The organism is Sphingomonas melonis, from assembly GCF_013409985.1.
Taxonomy (GTDB): Bacteria; Pseudomonadota; Alphaproteobacteria; order Sphingomonadales; family Sphingomonadaceae; genus Sphingomonas; species Sphingomonas melonis_A.
In genome coordinates, this window is record NZ_JACCBY010000009.1 from 66,349 (window position 1) to 89,207 (window position 22,859).

The 22,859-nt window shown below is 69.3% G+C and carries 18 protein-coding genes; 12 read left to right on the forward strand and 6 right to left on the reverse strand.

All coding sequences use genetic code 11. The features are described from left to right. Nucleotides 1-19: 19 nt before the first annotated feature. Nucleotides 20-1,954 (forward strand): potassium transporter Kup, encoded by a 1,935-nt coding sequence (locus tag HD841_RS19340; RefSeq protein WP_179510535.1) that lies wholly within the window; start codon nt 20-22, stop codon nt 1,952-1,954. A 158-nt stretch (nt 1,955-2,112) separates the two neighbouring features. Here HD841_RS19340 and HD841_RS19345 read toward each other — a convergent pair whose 3' ends face one another. Continuing rightward, a complete protein-coding gene (locus HD841_RS19345; RefSeq protein ID WP_179510536.1) occupies nt 2,113-4,518 on the reverse strand; it encodes a ligase-associated DNA damage response DEXH box helicase in 2,406 nt (801 codons plus the stop codon). Nucleotides 4,519-5,062: 544 nt separating this feature from the next. Between HD841_RS19345 and HD841_RS19350 the strand changes: the two genes are divergently transcribed. The 5 genes from HD841_RS19350 (at nt 5,063) to HD841_RS19370 (ending at nt 10,379) form a co-directional block, all read left to right on the forward strand. Further along, nucleotides 5,063-6,187: a CDP-alcohol phosphatidyltransferase family protein gene (locus tag HD841_RS19350; protein WP_179510537.1), complete on the forward strand. Its 1,125-nt coding sequence runs from the start codon at nt 5,063-5,065 to the stop codon at nt 6,185-6,187. Beyond that, complete coding sequence (locus HD841_RS19355; RefSeq protein ID WP_373563075.1) at nt 6,184-7,542, forward strand: lipopolysaccharide biosynthesis protein; 1,359 nt, start codon at nt 6,184-6,186, stop codon at nt 7,540-7,542. Before HD841_RS19350 ends, HD841_RS19355 begins: the two co-directional genes overlap by 4 nt. Before the next feature lie 124 nt (nt 7,543-7,666). After that, nucleotides 7,667-8,722 carry a diacylglycerol/lipid kinase family protein gene (locus tag HD841_RS19360; RefSeq protein ID WP_179510538.1) on the forward strand — a complete coding sequence of 352 codons (1,056 nt, stop codon included), beginning with the start codon at nt 7,667-7,669 and terminating at the stop codon, nt 8,720-8,722. After that, nucleotides 8,719-9,633 (forward strand): hypothetical protein, encoded by a 915-nt coding sequence (locus HD841_RS19365; RefSeq protein WP_373563076.1) that lies wholly within the window; start codon nt 8,719-8,721, stop codon nt 9,631-9,633. Before HD841_RS19360 ends, HD841_RS19365 begins: the two co-directional genes overlap by 4 nt. Next, nucleotides 9,612-10,379 (forward strand): nucleotidyltransferase family protein, encoded by a 768-nt coding sequence (locus tag HD841_RS19370; RefSeq protein WP_373563077.1) that lies wholly within the window; start codon nt 9,612-9,614, stop codon nt 10,377-10,379. Before HD841_RS19365 ends, HD841_RS19370 begins: the two co-directional genes overlap by 22 nt. A 3-nt stretch (nt 10,380-10,382) precedes the next feature. Here the strand turns inward: HD841_RS19370 and HD841_RS19375 are convergent, their stop codons facing one another. Beyond that, nucleotides 10,383-11,084 (reverse strand): HAD family hydrolase, encoded by a 702-nt coding sequence (locus tag HD841_RS19375; RefSeq protein ID WP_179510539.1) that lies wholly within the window; start codon nt 11,082-11,084, stop codon nt 10,383-10,385. A gap of 89 nt (nt 11,085-11,173) precedes the next feature. On the opposite strand from HD841_RS19375, the gene HD841_RS19380 reads away from it, so the two are divergent. Continuing rightward, nucleotides 11,174-11,938, forward strand: coding sequence for a hypothetical protein (locus HD841_RS19380; protein ID WP_179510540.1), 765 nt, complete (start codon nt 11,174-11,176; stop codon nt 11,936-11,938). Nucleotides 11,939-12,225: 287 nt separating this feature from the next. Here HD841_RS19380 and HD841_RS19385 read toward each other — a convergent pair whose 3' ends face one another. Further along, nucleotides 12,226-13,116 carry a prephenate dehydratase gene (locus tag HD841_RS19385; protein WP_179510608.1) on the reverse strand — a complete coding sequence of 297 codons (891 nt, stop codon included), beginning with the start codon at nt 13,114-13,116 and terminating at the stop codon, nt 12,226-12,228. Nucleotides 13,117-13,231: 115 nt separating this feature from the next. Here HD841_RS19385 and HD841_RS19390 point away from each other — a divergent pair, with 115 nt between their 5' ends. Beyond that, nucleotides 13,232-13,930, forward strand: a complete 699-nt coding sequence (locus tag HD841_RS19390; protein WP_179510541.1) for a c-type cytochrome — start codon at nt 13,232-13,234, stop codon at nt 13,928-13,930. Between the two features lie 461 nt (nt 13,931-14,391). On the opposite strand, the gene HD841_RS19395 is transcribed toward HD841_RS19390, so the two are convergent. Further along, nucleotides 14,392-15,267, reverse strand: a complete 876-nt coding sequence (locus tag HD841_RS19395) for an LOG family protein (RefSeq protein WP_179510542.1) — start codon at nt 15,265-15,267, stop codon at nt 14,392-14,394. Between the two features lie 234 nt (nt 15,268-15,501). Then, complete coding sequence (locus HD841_RS19400; RefSeq protein ID WP_179510543.1) at nt 15,502-16,158, reverse strand: extensin family protein; 657 nt, start codon at nt 16,156-16,158, stop codon at nt 15,502-15,504. 331 nt (nt 16,159-16,489) lie between these two features. Here HD841_RS19400 and HD841_RS19405 point away from each other — a divergent pair, with 331 nt between their 5' ends. From HD841_RS19405 to HD841_RS19420, 4 genes are all read left to right on the forward strand, one after another. Continuing rightward, the gene (locus tag HD841_RS19405; protein WP_179510544.1) at nt 16,490-17,647 is read left to right on the forward strand and encodes a phosphoserine transaminase; all 1,158 of its coding nucleotides are present in this window, start codon (nt 16,490-16,492) and stop codon (nt 17,645-17,647) included. Nucleotides 17,648-17,771: 124 nt separating this feature from the next. Then, a complete protein-coding gene (gene serA, locus HD841_RS19410) occupies nt 17,772-19,349 on the forward strand; it encodes a phosphoglycerate dehydrogenase (RefSeq protein ID WP_179510545.1) in 1,578 nt (525 codons plus the stop codon). 85 nt (nt 19,350-19,434) lie between these two features. Beyond that, nucleotides 19,435-20,532 (forward strand): ATP phosphoribosyltransferase regulatory subunit, encoded by a 1,098-nt coding sequence (locus tag HD841_RS19415; RefSeq protein WP_179510546.1) that lies wholly within the window; start codon nt 19,435-19,437, stop codon nt 20,530-20,532. Nucleotides 20,533-20,981: 449 nt separating this feature from the next. After that, nucleotides 20,982-22,271, forward strand: a complete 1,290-nt coding sequence (locus tag HD841_RS19420) for an adenylosuccinate synthase (protein WP_179510547.1) — start codon at nt 20,982-20,984, stop codon at nt 22,269-22,271. Nucleotides 22,272-22,335: 64 nt separating this feature from the next. Here the strand turns inward: HD841_RS19420 and HD841_RS19425 are convergent, their stop codons facing one another. After that, nucleotides 22,336-22,797, reverse strand: a complete 462-nt coding sequence (locus tag HD841_RS19425; RefSeq protein WP_179510548.1) for a hypothetical protein — start codon at nt 22,795-22,797, stop codon at nt 22,336-22,338. Nucleotides 22,798-22,859 lie beyond the last annotated feature (62 nt).

Genomic DNA, 22,859 nt, shown 5'->3' on the forward strand with positions numbered 1-22,859 from the left:
GTCAGGGGTAGTCGCGCGCATGTCGCTCGCCGTCGAAGCACCCGCTTCCCATCGTCAGTCCCACCCCGCGCTGATCGCCCTGACCATCGGCGCGATTGGCGTGGTGTTCGGCGACATCGGCACCAGTCCGCTCTACGCATTCCGCGAGGCGTTGCAGCAGTCCGCCGCCGACGGCATCGACGCCAGCGAGATCCTCGGCGTGCTCAGCCTCGCGCTGTGGACGCTGACGCTGATCGTCACGATCAAATATGTGCTGTTCCTGATGCGCGCCGACAACCATGGCGAGGGCGGCGTGCTCGCGCTGGCGGCGCTGGCGCGGCGGTCGCTCGGCATGCGCAGCCGCGTCGCGCTGGTGCTCGGCGCGGCGGGCGCGGCGCTGTTCTACGGCGATGCGATCATCACCCCGTCGCTGTCGGTGCTGTCGGCGATGGAGGGGCTGCGGACCATTCCGAGCGCCGCCGAATTCTTCGACGAAGGCACGATCCGCGCGCTGACGATCGTCATCCTCGTCGCGCTGTTCCTGATCCAGCGGCGCGGCACCGCGATCGTCGCCCGGCTGTTCGGGCCGGTGTGCATCCTGTGGTTCCTGACCATCGGCGGCCTCGGCATCTGGCATATCGCCGACGAACCCTCGATCTTCCGCGTGCTGCTGCCGCAATATGGCATCCGCTTCCTCGCGACGCACGGCACGGTCGGGCTGTTCGTGCTCGGCGCGGTGTTCCTGACCGTCACCGGCGCCGAGGCGCTGACCGCCGACATGGGCCATTTCGGCAAGAAGCCGATCCGCATCGCCTGGCTGTTCCTCGTCTTTCCGGCGCTGATGCTCAATTACCTCGGCCAGGGCGCGTTCGCGCTGTCGCATCTCGAGGCGGCGCAGGCGGCGGGCATGCGCTTCCAGAACCAGGACTGGTTCTTCCTAATGGCGCCCGAATCGGTGCGCGGGCCGCTGATCGTGCTGGCCGGCTTCGCCACCGTCATCGCCAGCCAGGCGGTGATCACCGGTGCCTTCTCGCTGACCCAGCAGGCGGTGCAGCTCGGCCTGCTGCCGCGGATGAAGCTGCGCCAGACCTCGGCCGATTTCGTCGGCCAGATCTATCTGCCGACGATCAACTGGCTGCTGCTGGTCGGCGTGCTGGTGCTGATCATCCAGTTCAAGACCTCGTCGGCGATGGCCGCGGCCTATGGCATCGCGGTGACCGGCACGATGGTGGTGACGACGTTGCTCGGCTATCTCGTCGCGCGGCACGTCTGGCACTGGCGGCGCGGCTGGGCGCTGGCGGCGATCCTGCCGTTCCTGTGCCTCGACCTGATCTTCTTCGGCGCGAACATCCTGCGCGTGATCGAGGGCGGCTGGGTGCCGCTGGTCATCGCCGCGGCGATCGGCCTGCTGATCTACACCTGGGTGCGCGGCAAGGGCATCGTCCGCGCGTTCGAGGCGCGGCAGAGCATCCCGCTCGCCGACCTCGCCGCCGCGCTCGCCAAGCGGCCGCCCGAGCGGGTGCCGGGCACCGCGGTGTTCCTCACCGCCAACCCGCATTCGGCGCCGGGCGCGCTGCTCCACAATCTCAAGCACAACAAGGTGCTGCACGAGCGCAATCTGGTGGTCAGCATCCGCACCACCGATCGGCCGGTGGTCGACGCCGCACACCGCCGGACCAGCGAACGGCTCGACGACAATTTTGAGATCGTCGTGCTGACCTACGGCTTCATGGAATCGCCGGACGTGCCGGCCGACCTCGGCGTCGGCGGCAAGACCGAGATGCGCAGTCTGGATGCGATGAAGACCAGCTTCTTCATCGGCCGCAACACGCTGAAGCCCGAGGCGGATGTCGGCATGCCGATGTGGCAGGACCGCATCTTCATGTTCATGCAGCGCAACGCCGCCGACCCGACCGAATTCCTGAAGATCCCGCCGGGCAAGGTGCTCGAACTCGGCGAGCAGGTGACGGTGTAGGCCATTCCTCCCCCGCAAGGGGGAGGTGGCACCGCGAAGCGGTGACGGAGGGGGAGGACAGGGTGGGAGCTCAACGACGATGCTTCCGCGCTGTCCTCCCCCTCCACCATTCGGCTGGTGCCGAACGGTCCCCCTCCCCCTGGCGGGGGAGGATTTGGTCAGTCGATCTGCATCGCCTCGGCGGCCAGCGCCTCGGCCTCGATCAGCAGATGATCGTCGGCCGAGCCGGTCGCCACCTTCTCGCGGCCGATCAGCGTCAGCACCGGCACGGCGAGCGGCGTGACCCGCTCCAGATCGACGTGGAGCATCGTCTCCGCGGCGCGATCGAGCAGGCCGGCGAGGCGTCCGACATCGGTCATGCGCGCGCGGGCGTCGTCCCAGGCCGCCTGCAACAGCAGATGCGTCGGCTCGTATTTGCGCAGCACGTCGTAGATCAGGTCGGTCGAGAAGGTGACCTGCCGCCCGGTCTTGCGCTTGCCGGGATGCTGACGCTCGACCAGCCCGCCGATCACCGCCACCTCGCGGAAGGCGCGCTTGAGCAGATGCGATTGCTGCACCCAGTCGACGAATTCGTGTTCGAGGATGTCGGGGCTGAACAGCGCGGCGGGATCGGTGATCTTCTCGATCCCGTAGACCGCGAGCGCATAATCGTTGGCCACGAAGCCGAGCGGCTTCAGCCCCTCCGCCTCCATGCGCCGCGTGATCAGCATGCCGAGCGACTGGTGCGCGTTCCAGCCTTCGAAACTATAGGCGACCATGTGGTTGCGCCCCTCGCGCGGGAAGGTCTCTACCAAGAGCTGGCCCGGGCGGGGCAGGGCGGAGCGTTTCGCCTGAAACTCCAACCATTCACGCACGTCGTTGGGGAAGCGCGCCCATTGCGTCGGATCGGCGAGGAAGCCGCGGACCCGGTCGGCGAGGTTGGTCGACAGCGGCATGCGGCTGCCGCCATAGGTCGGGATGCGCGCCGGCTTGGACGAGGCGCGGACGATCAGATCCTCGGTATCGATCTTCTGCACCTCGCAACTCAGGCCGGCGAAGAAGAAGGTGTCGCCGGGGCTGAGCTGCGCCGCGAAGCCTTCCTCGACCTTGCCGAGGTTGCGGCCGTTCTTGAAGCGGACGTTGAGCATCGTCGCCTCGACGATGATGCCGGCGTTGAGCCGGTGCTGCGTCACGAACTTGGGGTGGCTGACGCGCCACAGCCCGTCCGCTTCCTGCGTCAGCCGCTTGAACCGGTCGTACGCCTTCAGGCTGTAGCCGCCGTCGCGAATGAAGCCGAGGACGCGGTCGAACGTCTCGTCGGTCAGCGCCGAATAGGGCAATGCCGAGCGGACTTCGTCGAGCAGCGCCGCCTGTTCGAACGGCGCGGCGCAGGCCATCGCCATGACGTGCTGCGCGAGCACGTCGAGCGCGCCGGGGCGGAACAGGTCCGGGTCGAGCTCGCCCGCCTCGACCGCGTCGAGCGCGGCGCGCGCTTCGAGATATTCGAAGCGGTTGCCGGGGACGAGGATCGCCTCCGACGCTTCGTCCAGCCGGTGGTTGGCGCGGCCGATCCGCTGGAGCAGCCGGCTCGATCCCTTGGGCGCGCCCATCTGGATGACGCAATCGACATCCCCCCAGTCGACGCCGAGGTCGAGGCTGGCGGTCGCGACCAAAGCGCGCAGCCGGCCCGACGCCATCGCGCCTTCCACCTTGCGCCGCGCCTCCAGCGCGAGGCTGCCGTGGTGGACGCCGATCGGCAGGCTCATCGTGTTGACCTTCCACAGGTCCTGGAAGATCAGCTCGGCGAGGCTGCGGGTGTTGCAGAAGATGATCGAGGTCTTGTGCAGCTCGATCTCGGCCATGACCTGTTCGGCGGCGTACCGGCCCGAATGGCCCGACCAGGGCACGCGGTCCTCGGGCAGCAGAATGGCGATATTGGGATCGGCGCCCGCTTCCCCCTGCACCATCGCCACCTGATCGATGTCGCCATCGGGGGCGAGCCAGGCGCGATAGCCGTCGGAATCCGCCACCGTCGCGGACAGCGCGACGCGGCGCAGGCCGGGGCTGATCCGCTGCAGCCGCGCCATGCACAGCGAGAGGAGGTCGCCGCGCTTGCCGGTGGCGAAGGCATGGACCTCGTCGATGACGATCGTCCTGAGACCCTCGAACATCGTGAAACTGTCGGGATAGCTGAGCAGCAGCGACAGCGATTCCGGCGTGGTCAGCAGGATCTGCGGCGGGCGGACGCGCTGGCGCGCCTTGCGGTCGCTGGGCGTATCGCCGGTGCGCGTCTCGACCCGCAGGCTGAGGCCCATTTCGTCGATCGGGGTGACGAGGTTGCGCTGGATGTCGACCGCCAGCGCCTTGAGCGGCGAGACGTAGAGCGTGTGGAGGCCCTCGGTCGGTGCCTCGATCAGTTCGGCGAGCGTCGGCAGGAAACCAGCGAGCGTCTTGCCGGCGCCGGTGGTGGCGACGAGCAGCGCATGGCGGCCGGCACGCCCTTCGCGCAGCATGTCGAGCTGGTGGAGGCGCGGCCGCCAGCCGCGGGTGGCGAACCATTGGGCGAGCGGCTGGGGAAGATCCATCGCCCCCTATGTAGGGAGCGCAGCGGGGCGGGGGAATGTACGCCGCCAAAACGCTGATTTTGTCAGAAGGGTCGAAGAAAGTCGCGCCGAAGAGCGAGCGGCGCGTATCGACGGCTCGAGCCGCCGCAAGCAGGATCGCAAGGATGATCCGCCATCGCAGTCCCGCCCGGCCTACCGCTGCGATCGATCGATATCCCCACCAGATCCGTCACCCCGGACTCGTTCCGGGTGCACCGGGGCGCGGGCGTGCTGTTTCCTCTCCGGCCTTTCTCCTCGCCGCAGGCTGGACCCCGGAACAAGTCCGGGGTGACGGATCTGGTGGGATGAGGGCTTGCCGACCAACATGCTTGGTCGCCGGAGTTGTAAAGGTCCTCCGTGCCGCGGGGTGCCGGTCTCCGCGTGACTTGTCCTTATCTGCGCCTCTGCGCACACCAACCTCCTTCGTGGCTTCGCGCGAACCAAAACGCCACACCCGCAGTCCCCCGCACCTGACCGCCGCCACCAACGGCTATCCCGATCGCGCGGGTGGCGCTATCCGGCGGATATGGTTGCCAATCCCTCGACCCCGCCGACCGTCGTTCCCGTCGGCGACAATCCCACGCCGATCTGGGGCATGAGCAATGCCGAACGGCTGCGGCGGATAGCCGTCGCGCGCAAGCTGCCGGTGGGCGAGGCGGGCGGCGGCAGCGCGCTGCTCGTCAACCTGGCCTTTGCCTTCGATCCGTCGTGGCTGCCGCACCTGCTGAGCCGGCCCGGAACGGTGCTGACCCGCGAGGGCGTGCCGGTGCTGGCGCATGTCGTCACCATCGCGGACGCCGACCGCGTCCGCGCGGCGATGCTGGCGGACCGGCCGGTCGCCGCCGATGGCCTCGCGGTGATCGAGGCGGAGGACGAGAACGGCATCTTCAACGAGGCCTTGCGCAAGCGCGAGCGGCCGTTCGCCGACCGGCTGACCCCGGCCAGCGTCCCCGCGATCGAACGCGCGAGCTATACCGGCGCCTACAAGGGCGTGACCGACCTCCTCACCAAATATCTCTGGCCCGAATGGGCGCTGTGGCTGACCCGGCTCTGTGCCCGCGCCGGCATCTCGCCCAATCAGGTGACCGCGATCGGATCGGTGCTGTGCATCATCGCGACGGTGGCCTTCTGGTACGGCTGGTTCTGGAGCGGGCTCGCGATCGGCCTCGTCTTCATGGTGCTCGACACGGTCGACGGGAAACTGGCGCGCTGCACGATCACCTCGTCGGCGCTGGGCAATGCCTGGGATCATGGTGTCGACCTCGTCCATCCGCCCTTCTGGTGGTGGGCGTGGGCGACGGGGTGCGCCGCTTATGGCCGGCCGCTCGACCATGACACGTTCGTCGCGGTGATCGCGGCGATGCTGTTCGGCTATGTCGCGCAACGGCTGATCGAGGGCGCGTTCATCGCCAAGTTCGGCATGCACATCCACGTGTGGGAGCGGTTCGACAGCCGCTTCCGGCTCGTCACCGCGCGGCGCAACCCGAATATGGTGATCCTGTTCGCCGGGCTGCTGGTCGGGCGGCCGGATTGGGGGATCGTCGCGGTGGCGGTGTGGACGATGCTGTCGCTGGTCGTGCACCTCGTCCGGCTGGGGCAGGCGATGGCGGCCAGGGCGCGCGGGCGGAGGATCGTCAGCTGGCTGGCGTGAATCCCGACAGGCCCGACGCAGGGATCGAGGCGGGCATCGAGGCGGGGATGTTCCCCGGCGGGCCGATGCGCGCGATCGCGCGCAATCTCGGCTGGATGCTGGCGAGCCGCGGCGTGCTCGCGGTGCTCAGCCTCGTCTATCTCGCGATTGTCACGCGCACGCTCGGCGTGTCGGGGTTCGGCCGGTTCGCGCTGATCACCGGCGCGAGCCAGGCGCTCGCCACTGTCGTCGGCTTCCAGACGTGGCAGATCATCGTCCGCTACGGCACCGAACATCTCGCCCCCGGCGGCGAGACGCGGCTGGCGCGGCTGTTCAAGGCGTGCGGGCTGCTCGATCTCGCGAGCGCCGTCGTCGGCGTGATCCTTGCCGCCATCATCATCCGCATCTGGGGCGAGCCGCTCGGCGTGCGCCCCGTCCATATGCGCGCGACGATGCTGTTCACGATCGCGCAATTGCTGTCGATCCGCTCGACTCCGCTCGGCATCCTGCGGCTGCGCGACCGCTTCTCCTTTGCCGCGGCGGCGGATAGCGTGACGCCGGTGATGCGGCTGCTCGGCGCGGTCACCGCGGCGATCTTCGTTCCTTCGGTCAGCGGTTTCCTGGTCGCCTGGGGGCTGGCCGAGGTGCTGACCGCGGCGGCCTATTGGGCGGCGCTGGCACGCACCGGCGACCTCAAATTGCTGTTCGCGCGCGGCGTCGGCGTGCGCGACGTCGTCGTCGACCATCCCGGCATCATCCGCTTCTCGCTCGCCACCAACGCCAGTTCGTCGCTCGGCCTGTCGAGCAAGCAGATCCCGCTGCTGCTGGTCGGCGGCACCGTCGGCACCGCCTCGGCGGGCGCGTTCCGGCTCGCGCTGCAACTGGCGCAGGCGCTGACCAAGGTGTCGCAATTGCTCGCCCGCGCCGCCTTTCCGGAGATCGTGCGCGCGGTCGCCGCGGGGGGACTCGCGAAGGTACGGCGGATGATCCTGCGCTCGTTCCTGATGGCCACCGTCGTCGGTGCGGTCGCCTTCCTGCTCGTCGTCTTGCTCGGCCATCCGGTGCTGACGCTGATGGGCGGCAAGGCGTTCGGCCGCGCCTATCCGATCCTGCTGTGGCTCGCCGCGGCGGGGTGCATCGACCTCGTCACCGTCGGGTTCGAGCCGCTGCTGCTCGCCGCGAACCGCATCGGCGCCACGTTCATCGCGCGCGCCGTCGGCATCCTCACGCTGTTCGGCGTCAGCTTCTGGCTGAGCCCGTCGCTGGAGGTGATCGGCGTGTCGATCGCGGTGCTGGTCAACGCGCTGGTCGTCGCGCTGCTGCTGGGCCTCGCCACGCAATCCTTGCTACGGGTGAAACCAACCGCGCCGGTCTGAGTTTGCCATTCTCCGACTGAACGAGCGAAATCCCACAGATCAGGTGAATTTTTCTTGGTGGGGCCGCAATCCTGCCCATTTCCTCTGTGACAGTTTGGTGAAGGAAACGTGACGGAGGACGCAGTTGGCGACACGGATTGCAGGACGATGGGGTGCTGGGCAGGCCCTGCTGGGGTCGGCCGGTGCGGCGCTGTTTCGTCGTCCCGCCGCACCGCCGGTGCCGCAGGTCGGCCGGCGCGTCGCGCCGACGGTGGCGCGCGCATCCGTGCCGCTGCGCGTCGGGGTGATCGCCAACGGGCGCAGCCATCGTAACCTCAAGCACGGCATGCGGCTCGATCACTGGCCGGATGTCTCCTATGCGGCGCCCGACACGTTCGAGGCGCTGGAGGAGACGCTGCGCGACTATGCCGCGCGCGATATCGGGCTGCTGGTGGTCAACGGCGGCGACGGCACGTTGCGCGACGTGTTGACCGCGGCGGCGCGCGTGTTCGACACGCTGCCGGCGATGGCGATCATCCCGTCGGGCAAGACCAATGCGCTGGCGCTCGATCTCGGCATCCCCGACGATTGGGAGGTGCGCGACGCGATCGCGGCGGCGCGGGCCGGGCAGTTCGTGCCGCGCGCGCCGGTCGAGATCCTGCGTGGCGACGATCCGCGGCCGGCGGCGCGCGGCTTCCTGCTTGGCATGGGCGGCTTCGTCCGCGCCACCGAACTGGCGCAGAGCACGCATCGCGTCGGTGCGTTCAACGGCGTCGCGGTGGCGCTGTCGCTCGGCTGGAGCATGGCGCAGACGCTGTTCGGCGGGGCCAACAACGCGTGGCGGCGCGGCACGACGATCCGCGTCGCCGAGGACGGCCGCACGCCGGTGACGCGGCAGCTCTACCTGCTGCTGACCTCGACGCTGGAGCGGATGCCGGTCGGGCTGAAGCCGTTCGGACGGCCACGGCCGGGGCTGAAGCTGCTGACCGTCGACGCGCCGCCGCGGCACCTGTTCCGCATGCTGTCGCCGATCCTGACCGGCACCCCCGGCAGTCCGGCGGTCGCCAAGGGCTTCGCCCGCACCGACCCGTCCGAAGTCCGCGTCCAGGCCGACGAGGGCTTCATCCTCGACGGCGAACTCTTTGCGGGCGGCGACCTGACCATCCGGGCGGGAGATCCGATCCGGTTCGCCGCGCCGTGAGCGAGACGTTGCTGTCGTTCGTCGCCGACGAACTCGACACCCCGGTGAGCGCGCCGATCGCCGCCGCCGCGCGCGAGGTGACGCAGCGGCTGGGGGGAATCGCGGTGCTGTTCTACGGATCGGTGCTGCGCACTGGCGACCTGGACGGCGTGCTCGACTTCTATGTTCTCACCCCGAAGGTGACGGGCTGGGGCCTGCGCGCCTGGGCGACGCGGACGCTGTGGCCCGACGTGAGCTTCCACGAGATCAGCGTCGGCGCGCGGGTGATCCGCGCCAAGGTGGCGGCGATGCCGCTCGATACCTTCTGCCGCGCCGTCGAGGGGCGGACGGTCGACACGACGATCTGGACGCGCTTCGCGCAGCCGGCGGCGCTGATCTGGGCGGTCGATCCGCTGGTGCGGACGCGGGTGGTGCGTGCGGTGGCCTATGCCGCGGCGACCGCTGCAAGGTTCGCCGCGGTGCTGGGGCCGCAGCACGGCCAGCCGGCGGCATTCTGGCTGGCGCTGTTCCGCCAGACCTATTCCGCCGAACTGCGCGTCGAGGCGCCGGGGCGCGAGCGGCAGATCCTCGCCTTCGTTCCCGATCGCTTCGACCGGCTGCTGCCCTTGGCGTGGCAGGGGGCGGGGATCGGCCATCAGCGGCGCGGCGACGACTATGCGCCTATGGTCGCCGAGCGCGACATGCGCGCGACGCTGGCGGCGTGGTGGCTGCGCCAGCGGCTGGGCAAGTGGCTCAACGTGGCGCGGCTGGTGAAGGCGGCCTTCACCTTCGAGGGCGCGGGCCGCTACGGCTTGTGGAAGCTGCAACGGCACACCGGCGTCGACCTGCCGCTGACGCGCTGGCGCGAGCGGCATCCGATCCTCGCGGCGCCGGGCGTGATGTGGCGGGTGTGGCAGACGCGCGCGTCATGACCGTCCATGCGCTGGTGCTCGCCGGGTCGCGCGGCGGCGTCGATCCGCTCGCCGACCATGCCGGCGTCGCGGACAAGGCGCTGATCCGCATCGGCGGCGTGACGATGCTCGAACGCGTGGTCACCGCCCTGCGCGCGGCGGGGATGGCGCGGATCGCCGTGTCGGCCAATGCGCCGGCGGTGCGCGCCGAGGCGCTGCGACTCGGCGCCGAGGTGATCGATGCCGCGGCGGGCCCGAGCCTCAGCACGTTGCACGGGATGCAGGCGCTCGGCGCACCGTTGCTGGTGACCACCGCGGATCATGCGCTGCTGCGGCCGGAATGGATCACCGACTTCCTCGCCGATGCGCCCGCCGGGGCCGATGTCGCGGCGCTGCTCGCGCGGCGCGACGTAATCGAGCGCGACGCGCCGCCGACGCGGCGCACCTATCTGCGCTTCGCCGATGGCGGCTGGTCGGGATGCAATCTGTTCCTGCTGCGCACGCCCGCGGCGGAGGCGGCGGTCGACCTGTGGATGTCGGTCGAGCAGGATCGCAAGCGGCCGTGGCGGATCGTGCGGCGGCTGGGGCCGGGGACGCTGCTGCGCTACCTCGCCGGGCGACTGACACTCGACGCGGCGCTGGCGCGGCTCGGCGCGGTCGTCGGCGTGCGCGCGGCGGCGGTGGCGGCGCGGCACGGGCTGGCGGCGGTTGACGTCGACAAGCCCGCCGACCTCGATCTGGTGCGCGGGCTGGTCGAGCGGGGCTGAGCCTCAGCCGTTCCAGTCGACGATTGGCCAGCCGCGCTGGGCGGCGACGCGGCGCAGCGCGGCATGGGGATTGACCGCGACCGGCTCGTCCGCCCAGTCGAAGCTCGGCATGTCGGAGACATGGTCCGAATAGAAACGGATGTGCGCGGCACCGCGCTCGATGCCCTGCGCCGTCAGCCACGCCACGATCATCGCGCGCTTGGCCGGACCATAGCAATTGCCCCCCTCGATACGGGGCAGCAGGTGGCCGCGCGGGTCGATCGCGGTGCTGGTCGCAATCAGCGCGTCGGCGGCGACATCGCGTGCGATCGCCTCGGCGTAGAAGCGATAGGCTGCGGTCGCGACGACGATGCGATAGCCCGCGGCGCGATCCGCGGCGATCTGCGCGCGTGCCTTGCGGCGGATCTGCGCCGGGCCGAAGCGGACCAGCCAGGCGGCGGCAAGGCGCTCGGCGCGGGCCGGTGACAGCGTGCCGAGCGCGGCGCGATGCATCACCTGCTTCAGCCGGTCGCGATGGAGCAGGCCGATCCCGCGCAGCCCTGCCGCGCCGAGCACGACCGGCAGCAGCGCCAGCCGCCACGGCGCGTGGCGCAGCACGGCGTGGAGCAGGAAGGGGGTCCAGGTCGGTGCGCGGGTGATCGTGCGATCGAGGTCGTAGATCGCGATTCGGTGCGGTGCATCGGAGGCGTGGGCGGCGGGTCGCATGATGCGGCGATGCCTCCAGACGATGGCTTTCGCATGGCAACGCGGAAGCGGTTGCGGCGCGTCGGTGCGCGCGCTACGCGCAGCGTCCCATGCGGTCCTATCAGCCTTCGTCGGACCGTCGCCGGGCGACCTCGCTGGCGCTGACGGTCGCCGCGCATCTGCTGATCTTCTTCCTGCTCTGGCGGCTCGCGCCGGTGCTCGACCCGCCCAAGGAGCCGGGGCGGTCGCTGACCGTCAACATGCTGCCGGTCGGCGACAATGAATCGACGTCGACCAGGACGACCAAGGCACCCGCCCGCGCCGCCGCCAAGGCAAGCCGGCGCACCGCGCCCGAGCCGCCCGCCGCACCCAAGGCGCCGGCGCCCGACGCATCGGTGCCGCCGCCGGTCGATACCCCGTTCCCCGGCTATCTGGTGCTCAACAAGAGCGATTTCGCCGCCTCGGATGTCGGCCGGCTGCCGTCGCGCAAATCGGGCGGCAGCGCCGGCAAGCAGCTCGCCGCCGCGGACGGCGCGGGCGACGGCGATGCGGGCGATTCGAGCGCGGCGGCGGGTGTCGGGCCGGGCGGGCAGCGGCTGTACAATGCCGAATGGTATGTCGAACCGGCGCAGTCGCAGCTGTCGCCCTATCTGCCGCCCAACGTACCGAAGGGCGCCTGGGCGGAGATCGCCTGCCGCACCGCCGCCAATTACCGCGTCGAGGATTGCGTGCAGCTCGGCGATTCGCAGCCCGGATCGGGGCTGGCGCGCAGCATCCGCGAGGCGGCGTGGCAGTTCAAGGTCCGCCCGCCGCGGATTGGCGGCAAGCCGCAGGTGGGCGCCTGGGTGAGGATCCGGATCAGCTTCACGAAATAGAAGAGCCCCCCAGGTGGGGCTATCGCATATGACGACGGCAGCGAGGTTCGCTCGTCACCCTCTTCCTATCCGTCACCCCGGACTTGTTCCGGGGTCCACCGGGCCGCGAGAGAATGCTGTGTTCTCAAGCCACTCTCCTCGCCGCAGGGTGGCCCCCGGAACAAGTCCGGGGTGACGGGGGAAGTCTGGCAGGCACGGGTAAAATAGAATACCCGAATCCCCTCGCCCCATCGCGAATTCGGGAGACGACCTCAGGCGTCGCCGCAAACGCAACGGCGGAACCGACGCTACCCCCGTTCCCGCGCCCGCCGGTACGTCCCCAGCAGCCGCAGCCATTTGGAGTGGAACCCCAATTCCTCCAGCGCGCGGTCCACGGCGGCATCGCCCGGCTTGCCCTCGATATCCGCATAGAATTCGGTCGCGGCGAACGAGCCCGAGCGTTGGTAGCTTTCGAGCTTGGTCATGTTGACGCCGTTGGTCGCAAAGCCGCCCATCGCCTTGTAGAGCGCGGCAGGGACGTTCCTCACCTCGAAGATCAGCGTCGTCATCCACGGGCCGTCGCCGACCGGCGGCTTGCCGCCGCGCGCCAGCACGACGAAGCGCGTCGTATTGTGGTCGGCATCGGCGATGTCGACGCCGAGCAGGTTGAGCCCGTACAGCGCCGCCGCGCCCGGCGGTGCCAGCGCCGCGACGCGGGGATCGCGGCGTTCGGCGACATAGGCGGCGGCGCCGGCGGTGTCGGGATAGGAGACCTGGTGGATGTCGTGCGCCTTCAGCCAGTGGCGGCATTGGCCGAGCGCCTGCGGGTGGCTCATCGCCTCGCGCACCTCGTCGCGGCTGCCGGTGCCCATCAGCGCGTGGCGGATCGGCAGGAAATGCTCGCCGGTGATCACCAGTCCCGATTCCGGCAGCAGGAAATGGATGTCGGCGACGCGGCCGTGCAGCGAATTCTCGATCGGGATCATCGCGCAATCGGCGCGGCCGTCGCGCACCGCGTCGATCGCATCCTCGAAGGTGAAGCAGGGCAGCGGCAGGCCGTCGGGAAAGGCCTCGGCGACCGCGACATGGCTGTTGGCGCCGGGCGCGCCCTGAAAGGCGATCGCGCGTTCGGGGTTGGCAGCGGCGGCGGCGATCATCGCGGCGACGATCGGGCGGGCGGGGGCGGCGTAGGTCTCCATCGACCGGCGGCGGTAGAACGCCCGCCGCCGGCCAGCAAGCGCATGCTTGCGGAGCAAGACGCCGTTTCCTATGGGTTCGTGGCGCAAAGCAAAAAATAGGGGCAGCGTTAGGCAGATGGATAACCGCACCAACACGATCGCCGGGTGGACGCTGGCAGCCTGCGGGGTTGCGCTCGGTCTGTCGATCGTCGGCGGCATGGCCTTCCACAGCGAACGCCCCGAAAAGCCCGGTTATGCCATCGAGGGCGTCGAGGCCGAGGGCGGCGCGGGCGGCGGTGCCGCCGACGTGCCGATCGCGACGCTGCTGCCCACCGCCGATGTCGCCAAGGGCGCGGAAGTGTTCAAGAAGTGCGCCGCCTGCCACACCGTGACGCAGGGCGGCCCCAATGGCATCGGCCCGAACCTGTACGGCACGCTGGGCGAGCCGATCGGCCAGGGCAAGGGCGGCTTCGCCTTCTCCGACGCGCTGAAGGGCGTCGGCGGCAAATGGGACTTCGACAAGATGAACGCGTGGCTGACCAGCCCGCGCAAGTTCGCGCCGGGCACCAAGATGACCTTCGCCGGCCTCGGCAACCCGCAGGATCGCGCCAACGTGATCGCCTATCTCAACGCGCAGGGTTCGAACCTGCCGCTGCCCGCCGCGCCGGCCGCCGGCGCCGCCGCGCCCAAGCCCGATGCCAAGGCGCCGGAGGGCAAGGATTCGGTCACCAACACCGATGCGGTGAACAACCTCGCCAACACCGGCACACCCGCCTCGGGCGCACCGTCGGTCGACCCCAATGCCGCCGTCGAGGGCGCCAAGGCGGGGAAGTAAGCGGGTCTGTCGCCGACCGAGCGGGCGTTTTCCGCCGGCCCTTCGCCGTCCTGCCCCTCTCCCAATGGAAGAGGGCGCGCGCAACGCCAAGGCGCAAGGGCGGAGCGAGACGCACGGCCGACCAAGCCCACTCCGTCACCCCGGACGTGTTCCGGGGTCCACTCCGCGGCGAGGAGACAGGCTTGATCCGACCCCATTCCCTTGCGACTGGGTGGACCCCGGAACACGTCCGGGGTGACGGATCTGACGAGGACGGCGATCGAACCTCACCACCCCAGCCATATGCAACCTCGGGCGGGACGGGCTGACGACGCCCGCACATGTCATCCCCGCGGAGGCGGGGATCCATACACGCTGACGGTGCGACTCAAGCCCGACCCGCGCGTCTGGATCCCCGCCTTCGCGAGGATGACCTGTGTGGGGTTCGCGTGGGGTGCCACTCGCAGAGGCAAGCGCGCCCCTTACCCGTCCTTCTTCGCCTGTTCCTCGTAGAAGGCGCGGACCACGTCCCACGCCTCTTCGGCGGTTTCGACGTAGGTGAAGATGCCGAGGTCGCGCTGGCTGACCACGCCCTCGTCGACGAGCGCCTGGAAATTGACGACCTTCTCCCAGAATTCGCGGCCGAACAGCAGCACGGGGATCGGCTTGATCTTGCCGGTCTGGATCAGCGTCAGCAGTTCGAACAGCTCGTCGAACGTGCCGAACCCGCCCGGGAACGCCGCGAGCGCGCGTGCGCGGAGCAGGAAGTGCATCTTGCGCAGCGCGAAATAGTGGAACTGGAAGCTCAGCGACGGCGTGACATAGGGGTTGGGCGCCTGCTCGTGCGGCAGGACGATGTTGAGGCCGATCGATTCGGCGCCGACGTCGCTCGCGCCGCGATTGGCCGCCTCCATGATCGACGGACCGCCGCCCGAGCAGACCACGAACTGGCGCATGCCGTGCTGGTCGCGCGGCACGCGGCTGGCGATCTGCGCCAGTTCGCGCGCGACGTCGTAATATTTGCTCTTGGCGACCAGCCGCTCGGCGATGCCGCGCGCGGTGTCGTCGCTCGCCATCTCCAGCATCGCATGCGCCTTGGCCGGCTCCGGGATGCGCGCCGAGCCGTACATCACGAAGGTGGAGGCGATCTGCGCCTCCTCGAGCAGCAATTCGGGCTTGAGCAGCTCGAGCTGGAAGCGGATCGGGCGGAGGTCCTCGCGCAGCAGGAAGTCCATGTCCTGGAAGGCGAGCTTGTAGGCGGGATGCTCCGTCTGCGGCGTCGAGATCGCCTGTTGCGCGCTGGCGGCGTCCTGACTGGCGCGGGGGAAGACCCGCTCGGGGAGGCGTGTATCGGTCATCCGCGGGCGTTAGAGCAAAGCCGGAAGGGGCTCAACGCCCGATCTTCCCGGCGCAGTGTCGCCAGTCCCGCAACCCCGGGCTTGAGCCGAGGCTGTCGCATATGCACGGTCGTTCGAGTCCGTCGCCTCCCACCCCATCCCGTCACCCCGGAACATGTCCGGGATGACGGCTCCAATGAGGACGCCGATCGAACCTCACCCTGCATGACGGGATATGGCCCTGTCCCGCAACCCTCACCGGCACAGGCCGGCGTGATCGTCCTCCAGATGCAAGTGGTTGCGATGCGCGGCATTATAAGCGGGCGACAGCACCGTGCCGAAGCGCTTGCAGGCCGATGCGTGGATCGTCGACAGGAAGCGCTGCACCTGCGGGTCGGGCGAGGTCCAGTCGCCCAGGATCGTCACCCGCCGCCCGTCCTTGAGCGTGACGCCGCCGACGTCGATCGCATTGGCGATCGCATGGCCCGAGCGGCGATCGCCGCCGCGCCGCGTGCCGACGACGTTGCGACAGGCATAGCTGCCCATGCTCTGGACGCTGGCAAGTTCGCTGCCGAGGATCTGATAGGCGGCGGGCGCCACCGCGTTGCGCACCCAACCGGAAAACGCCCGCGCCTCCCCGCAGCGGATCGCGGTGATGCCGGTGACGGGCACGCCGATTTCGGTCAGCTGCACCGCGCCCGACAGGCCACAGCCGTTGCCGAAATCCTTGTCGGGCAGCACGCGATAGCGGACGTCCATCTGGCGCAAATCGGCGAGGCATTGCGCGGTCTGACGCGCCGAGACGGTCGTGATCGATTCGCGCTGCGCCGCGGGGCGTTCGCTCCGGCCGCAGGCGGCGAGCGCAAGGACGAGGAGCAGCGCCGAAGCCCGCCGGTCAGGCCATGAGATCATGGGCTGCGTCTACAGCGCATCGGCCGACCGCCAAGGCCTTGCACGACAGTACCGGCCATCGTGCGACGATCCGGGTCGCCAGCAGGGTGAGCAGATGACCGTCTGGCGGCGCGGCGGGAACCCGGGGACAGAGGCCCCGTCCTCAGGGGAGGCCGGTTCGGTCTTCCACATGCAAGTAGATGAATGTTTCTATCTGTCATGGCTGGCGCCACGCAGGTAAATGTCGAGCCGATCCAAAGTGCGGGTTGCCAGCGACGCCAAGCCTCTCTAGGGCGGTCGGCGGGCCACGCCGCCCCAACGCGGCGCGTGCTCTCTGTGAGGAGAGACTATTTTGACGGATACCGCTACCGCCCCCGACGCACGGGGTGCGTCCAAGCCAGCCACCAAGCCGGCTCGTCCCTTTTTCAGCTCCGGTCCCTGCGCCAAGCCTCCCGGCTGGAACGCATCGCAGCTCGCCACCGAATCGCTCGGCCGCTCGCATCGCTCGAAGATCGGCAAGCAGCGGCTCCAATATGCCATCGACCTGATGCGCGAGACGCTCGGTCTGCCCGACACGCACCGGATCGGCATCGTCCCCGGCTCCGACACCGGCGCATTCGAGATGGCGATGTGGACGATGCTCGGCGCGCGCCCCGTCACGACGCTCGCTTGGGAGAGCTTCGGCGAGGGCTGGGTGACCGACGCGGTCAAGCAGCTCAAGATCGATCCCACCGTCATCCGCGCCGATTACGGCCAGCTTCCCGATCTCGACGCCGTCGACTGGTCGAACGACGTGCTGTTCACCTGGAACGGCACCACTAGCGGCGTGCGCGTACCCGATGCCGATTGGATTCCCGCGGATCGCGAGGGCCTGAGCTTCGCCGACGCGACCTCGGGCGTGTTCGCCTATGACATCGACTGGGCGAAGATCGATGTCGCGACCTTCAGCTGGCAGAAGGTGCTGGGCGGCGAGGGCGGCCATGGCGTGCTGATCCTCGGGCCCCGCGCGGTCGAGCGGCTGGAAAGCTATACCCCGGCCTGGCCGCTGCCGAAGGTGTTCCGCCTGGTCTCCAAGGGCAAGCTGACCGAGGGTATCTTCAAGGGCGAGACGATCAACACTCCGTCTATGCTCGCGGTCGAGGACGTCATCGTCAGCCTCGAATGGGCGAAGTCGCTCGGCGAACGCGGCCTGATCGGCCGGTCGGACGCCAATGCCGCGGCGCTCGACACAATCGTGGCGGAGCGGGACTGGCTCGGCCATCTCGCCGCCGATCCGGCGACGCGGTCGAAGACCAGCGTCTGCCTCACCGTCGCGGGCGCCGACGAGGCGTTCATCAAGGCGATGGCGTCGGCGCTCGAGAAGGAAGGCGCCGCCTATGACGTCGCCGGCTATCGCGACGCGCCGCCGGGCCTGCGCATCTGGTGCGGCGCGACCGTCGACACCGCCGATATCGAGGCACTCGGCCCGTGGCTCGACTGGGCCTACGCGACCGCCAAGGCCGCGGCTTAACTCCAAACAGTCATCCCCGCGCAGGCGGGGATCCATACACGCAGGTCGTCGAAGGAGCCGCAACGTCAGCGGCTATGGATCCCCGCCTCCGCGGGGATGACGATCGTTGTTCGAAGGAATTACCATGCCCAAAGTCCTCATCAGCGACAAAATGGACCCCAAGGCCGCGCAGATCTTCCGCGAGCGCGGCGTCGAGGTCGACGAGATCACCGGCAAGACCCCCGACGAGCTGAAGGCGATCATCGGCCAGTATGACGGCCTCGCCATCCGCAGCTCGACCAAGGTCACCAAAGAGATCCTCGACCATGCGACCAATCTGAAGGTCGTCGGCCGCGCCGGCATCGGCGTCGACAATGTCGATATCCCCGCGGCATCCGCCAAGGGCGTGGTGGTGATGAACACGCCGTTCGGCAATTCGATCACCACCGCCGAACATGCCATCGCGCTGATGTTCGCGCTCGCCCGCCAGCTGCCCGAGGCCGACGCCTCGACCCAGGCGGGCAAGTGGGAGAAGAACCGCTTCATGGGCGTCGAGCTGACCGCCAAGACGCTCGGCCTGATCGGTGCGGGCAATATCGGCTCGATCGTCGCCGATCGCGCGCGCGGGCTCAAGATGAAGGTGGTGGCCTTCGATCCGTTCCTCACCCCCGAGCGGGCAGTGGAGATGGGCGTCGAGAAGGTGACGCTCGACGAGCTGCTGGCGCGCGCCGACTTCATCACGCTGCACACGCCGCTGACCGACCAGACGCGCAACATCCTCTCCGCCGAGGCGCTGGCCAAGACCAAGAAGGGCGTGCGCATCATCAATTGCGCGCGCGGCGGCCTGATCGACGAGGCGGCGCTGAAGGAAGGGCTCGACAGCGGCCATATCGGCGGCGCCGCGCTCGACGTGTTCGTCGAGGAGCCGGCCAAGACCTCGCCGCTGTTTGGCACGCCCAATTTCGTGTCCACGCCGCATCTCGGCGCGTCGACCACCGAGGCTCAGGTCAATGTCGCGATCCAGGTCGCCGAGCAGATGGCCGACTTCCTCGTCTCGGGCGGCGTCACCAACGCGCTCAACATGCCGAGCCTGTCCGCGGAGGAAGCGCCCAAGCTCAAGCCCTATATGGCGCTCGCCGAAAAGCTCGGCAGTCTCGTCGGCCAGCTCACCACCGGCGCGATCACCCGCATCTCGGTCCATACCGAGGGCGCGGCGGCGGAATTGAACGCCAAGCCGATCACCAGCGCGGTGCTCGCCGGCTTCCTGCGCAACCAGACCGACACCGTCAACATGGTCAACGCGCCGCTGCTCGCGCGCGACCGCGGCGTCGAGGTGCGCGAGGTGCGCACCGAGCGCGAGGGCGATTACCACACGCTGCTGCGCGTCTCGGTGAAGACCGCCGACGGCGAGCGGTCGGTTGCCGGCACCTTGTTCGGCGATCAGGCGCCGCGCCTCGTCGAGCTGTTCGGCATCAAGGTCGAGGCCGATCTGGTCGGGCCGATGCTCTATGTCGTCAACGAGGACGCGCCGGGCTTCATCGGCCGGCTCGGCACCGCGCTGGGCGAGGCGGGGGTCAATATCGGCACTTTCCACCTCGGCCGCCGCTCGGCGGGCGGCGAGGCGGTGCTGCTGCTCTCGGTCGACGAGCCGGTCGACGGGGAATTGCTCGCCAAGGTCAAGGCGCTGCCCGGCGTGAAGACCGCGATGGGCCTGACCTTCTGATCGGGCTTAGGTGATGGACACGGGGGCAATGGCGTCGCGATACAGCGTTGCCCCCGTTCCCGCCCATGGATAGGGGAAGCGCACGATGACACCCCTGCTTCCCGAAGGCTTTCGCGATCGATTGCCGCCGCACGCCGATGCCGCCGCCGCCGTCGAGGCGCGCGTGCTCGAAGCGGCGCGCCTCTATGGCTATGAGCGCGCCGATCCGCCGCTGGTCGAATATGCCGACGCCCTGGGCTCGCGGCTCAAGGACGGCGCGCTGACCGACGCGGTGCGCTACGTCGATCCGGTGTCGCAGCGCACGCTGGCGATCCGTCCCGACGTCACCGCGCAGATCGCGCGCATCGCGGCGACGCGCATGGGCCATCATCCACGTCCGGTGCGGCTGTCCTATGCCGGTCCGGTGCTCAAGCTGCGCAGCCCCGAGCTGGCGCCGGCGCGCGAATGGCGCCAGATCGGTTGCGAGCTGATCGGCCTCGATTCGATCCCCGCCGCACAGGAGGTGGTTGCCGTGGCCGTGTCGGCGCTGAGCGCCGCAGGCGCGACGGGCCTGTCGATCGACTTCACCTTGCCCGATCTCGTCGACACGCTTGCCGCCGGGCCGTTGCCGGTCGCGGCCGAGCATATCGCGCTGCTGCAGGACCGGCTCGACGCCAAGGATGCCGGCGCGGTTGCGGCGATCGCGCCGGATTACCTGCCGCTGATCGAGGCGGCGGGGCCGTTCGACAGCGCGATCGCACGGCTGCGCGCGTTCGACACCGGGCAGGTGCTCGCCAGCCGGCTCGACGGGCTTGCGGCGATTGCCGCCGGACTGGACGGCGTCGCACTAACGCTCGACCCCACCGAGCGGCACGGGTTCGAATATCAATCGTGGCTCGGCTTCTCGCTGTTCATCGCCGGTGCGGCGCGCGAGGTCGGCCGCGGCGGGACCTATGCGGTGATGCATGCGGGCGGCGCCGAAGAGGTGGCGACGGGCTTTTCGCTCTACGCGGACGCGATCCTGGCAACCGCCGGCACGGTCGATCGCCGTCGCCTGTTCCTGCCCTTCGGCACGCCGCCCGAGGCGGGCACCGCGATGCGCGCCGCCGGCTGGGTCGCGGTCGCCGCACTGACGCCCGCCGACACGCCCGAAGCGCAATTGTGCACGCATCTCTACGCCGAAGGCGAAGCCCGCTCACTCTGATCGTTTCGCTGCCGTAAGGACGATGACAGCGGTGCGGCGGGGGGATTACGCTGATCGCGGCGGCGATCCTGCCGTCGATCCGATGGAGAGCATCATGTCGTTTGGCGACTTGTGCCTTTTCCTGGGGGCGTTGTTCGGCTTCGGCACCCTTCTGTTGAAGGTTGTCGAGGTGGCGCGTCACCGGTAGGCCACGGGCGGGGGCGCGTTGCCGCGCGTCCCCAAACGAAAGAACCCCCGCCATTGCCGTGACGGGGGTTCATCCAATGGCAAAGCCATGTCGTTTGGCACTACCCTTATAGCGCATCCGTACGGCCATGACAATCGCGCGCCAGACGGTTGACCGGGCGGGCGCACCCCGGTAGGCGCGCCTTCGCATCTCAGGACCGTTCGTGTGCCGAGTCCTGTCGAAGGGCGCACGGATCAACGCCGGCAGGCGGAGACCTGTATCCATGGCCAATGTAGCAGTCATCGGCGCGCAATGGGGCGACGAAGGCAAGGGCAAGATCGTCGACTGGCTCGCCGAGCGCGCCGACATGGTGGTGCGCTTTCAGGGCGGCCATAACGCCGGCCACACGCTCGTCGTCGGCGACAACGTCTATAAGCTCTCGCTGCTGCCGTCGGGCATCGTCCGCGGCACGCCGAGCGTGATCGGCAACGGCGTCGTGCTCGACCCCTGGGCACTCAAGGCGGAGATCGAGCGGCTGGCGGCGCAGGGCGTGTCGGCCACCCCGGAAACGCTCCGCATCGCCGACAATTGCGCGCTGATCCTGCCGTTGCACCGCGATCTCGACGGGCTGCGCGAGGACGCGTCGGGCGCCGGCAAGATCGGCACCACCCGGCGCGGCATTGGCCCCGCTTACGAGGACAAGGTCGGCCGCCGTGCGATCCGCGTCTGCGATCTGGCGCATCTCGACGATCTCGGGCCGCAGCTCGACCGGCTGCTCGCGCATCACGATGCGCTGCGTGCCGGTTTCGGCTCGCCCGCGATCGACCGCGAGGGCCTGATTGCGGAGCTGCGTGACATCGCCGGCTTCGTGCTGCCCTTCGCCAAGCCGGTGTGGCGCGACCTCAACGAGGCACGCAGCCGCGGCAAGCGCATCCTGTTCGAGGGCGCGCAGGGCGTGCTGCTCGACGTCGACCACGGCACCTATCCGTTCGTCACCTCGTCGAACACGATTGCCGGCACCGCGGCGGGTGGATCGGGCCTGGGGCCGGCGGCGGTCGGCTTCGTGCTCGGCATCGCCAAGGCGTACACCACCCGCGTCGGATCGGGGCCGTTCCCGACCGAGCTGGAGGATGAGACCGGCGAGCGGCTCGGCGTGCGCGGTCACGAGTTCGGGACCGTTACCGGACGCAAGCGCCGCTGCGGCTGGATCGACACCGTGCTGCTGCGCCAGTCGGCGGCGGTCGGCGGGATCACCGGCATCGCGTTGACCAAGATCGACGTGCTCGATGGCTTCGAGCAGGTGAAGATCTGCACCGGCTATCGCCTGCGCGGCGAAGAGCTCGACTATTTTCCGGCGCATGCCGCGGATCAGGCGGCGGTCGAGCCGATCTACGAGGTCATGGAAGGTTGGCAGGAATCGACCGCGGGCGCACGGAGCTGGGCGGACCTGCCAGCGCAGGCGATCAAGTACATCCGCCGTGTCGAGGAGCTGATCCGCTGCCCCGTCGCGCTGGTGTCGACCAGCCCCGAGCGCGAGGACACGATCCTGGTCCGCGACCCCTTCGCCGACTGACCTCAGACACGAAAAAGCCGGGCGGTGTGAGCCGCCCGGCTGTTTCTCACATCAGTGACGATGCTTATTGCGGGGTGGTCGTGCCGCCGGTAGTTGTGCCGGTCGAGCCGCCCATCGTTCCGGTGGTCGAGGTGCCACCCATGGTGCCGGTCGTGCCGCCGCCCATCGTACCCGTGGACGAACCCGTACCGGTGCCGGTTGTGCCGCCCATCGTGTCCGTGCCGCCGGTGGTGCCGGTGGTCGTGCCGGTGCTGCCGGTCGTATCCATCGTGCCGGCACTCGTGCCGCCGGTGCGGCTGCTACGGCTGCTGCGCGACTTCTTGGCCGAACGGCTCTGCGTCGTGGTGCCCGACGTTGCCGAAGAGTCGGTCGGCGAGGTGGTCGTCTGACCGCCCATCGTTCCGGTGGTGCTGCCGGATGTCGTACCACCCATCGATCCGCCTGCGGTGCCACCCGTGGTCGTCTGAGCATAGGCTGCGGCGGGGATCAGCATGGCCGCTGCCATGATTGGAATGATCTTACGCATCGTTCTCTCCTGCAAATTCTTGCTCGCCCCCAACGGGTCGATACGGAGAGGGTTCCGCTTGG